The organism is Desertihabitans aurantiacus (assembly GCF_003344635.1).
Taxonomy (GTDB): Bacteria; Actinomycetota; Actinomycetes; order Propionibacteriales; family Propionibacteriaceae; genus Desertihabitans; species Desertihabitans aurantiacus.
The window spans coordinates 1-1,497 of sequence record NZ_QPKK01000476.1; the positions used below are offsets into that span (position 1 = coordinate 1).

Consider the following 1,497-nt stretch of genomic DNA (forward strand, 5'->3'; position numbering starts at 1 on the left):
GTGGCTGGCCGGCGAGGGCCTCGCCTGAGCCGACCCGTCCCGAATCGTGACCGGGCCCGCGGTGGACACCCTGTCCACCGCGGGCCCGGTGCCGTTCCCCGCCGGTGCACCGGATGCCCAACCGCGGTGCGCGGGTGTTCCGGTGCCGACCGCCGCGTGCTGGGCTGGTCGGCACACCTCGACGGAGAGGACGGGCAGATGTTCGAGGACGGCCAGCTCTACTCACCGGTCAGCCGCGGTGACGACGGGGAGGTCCAGGTGCACCTGGCGGAGAACCACCCCGGCTTCGCCGACCCGGACTACCGCCGGCGCCGCAACGAGATCGCCGACGCCGCGCTGCGCCGCGAACCCGGCGGACCGGTCCCGACGATCGACTACACCGAGGAGGAGCACGGCATCTGGCGCCAGGTCTGCGCCGAGCTCGGCCCCCAGCACGCCCGGCACGCGAGCCGGGAGTACCTGGCTGCGAAGGAGCGGCTCGGGCTGCCCACCGACCGGGTGCCGCAGCTGGACGAGGTGACCGCGCGGCTGCAGCCGCTGACCGGGTTCCGCTACGTCAGCGCGCCCGGCCTGGTCGAGCTGCGGGAGTTCTACGGCTCGCTGGCCGACGCGGAGTTCCACTCCACGCAGTACCTGCGGCACCCGTCGATGCCGCTCTACACGCCCGAGCCCGACATCATCCACGAGGTGGTCGGGCACGCCAACCAGCTCGCCAGCCCCCGGTTCGCCGCGCTGACCCGTGCAGCCGGCACCGCCGTCCGCCGGCTGGAGACCGACGAGGCGGTCCAGCTCGTCGCCGACGTCTTCTGGTTCACCCTCGAGTTCGGGGTGGTCCGCGAGGACGGCGACCTCAAGGCGTACGGGGCGGGGATCCTGTCCAGCTACGGCGAGCTCGACGAGTACGCCCGGATGGAGATCCGCCCGCTCGACCTGGCCTCGATGGGCACCCTCAACTACGACATCACCTCCTACCAGCCGGTGCTCTTCGCCGCGGACTCCCTCGACCAGCTCGAGGACGTCGTGGGCGTCTTCTTCACCGAGGTGGACGACGACCGCGCCGCCGCGCTGCACCGCAGCGGTCTGGCCGCGGCCGGCCGGGTCTGATCCGTCGCCCGCGACCGGGAACCGAGGGCGCGCCTGGCCCGTCGTAGTGCACGGCCGCCGGGACCCCGGCGGTACGGCTGAGCAGAGAGGACGTGGTCGGAGTGCGGGTAGCACGACGGATCGGGACGGCGGTGGCGGCGCTCGCCCTGGTGGGGGCCGGCGCGCTGGCGGTGGCGCCGCAGGCCGAGGCGGCGACGTGGAAGAAGTACCACTCGATGGTGCAGACCGACACGCTGCTGCAGTGCCAGGGCCGGCTCTCCAACCAGGTGCGCATGCGGTCGGCCGAAGGTGCCCGGATCGGCGCCATCGACCAGTGCCACCGGATCCACGGGGGCTACCGCGGCAGCTTCCACTACTGGATGCCGCTGAAGACCTCGCGCTGAGGAGCCCGCG

2 protein-coding genes are annotated in these 1,497 nt (G+C 73.1%); both read left to right on the forward strand.

The window, feature by feature from the left end:
• Window positions 1-198 precede the first annotated feature (198 nt).
• Window positions 199-1,104 carry a phenylalanine 4-monooxygenase gene (locus tag DVA66_RS20335; RefSeq protein ID WP_114561570.1) on the forward strand — a complete coding sequence of 302 codons (906 nt, stop codon included), beginning with the start codon at window positions 199-201 and terminating at the stop codon, window positions 1,102-1,104.
• Between the two features lie 101 nt (window positions 1,105-1,205).
• Window positions 1,206-1,487, forward strand: coding sequence for a hypothetical protein (locus DVA66_RS20340; protein ID WP_157974201.1), 282 nt, complete (start codon window positions 1,206-1,208; stop codon window positions 1,485-1,487).
• Window positions 1,488-1,497 lie beyond the last annotated feature (10 nt).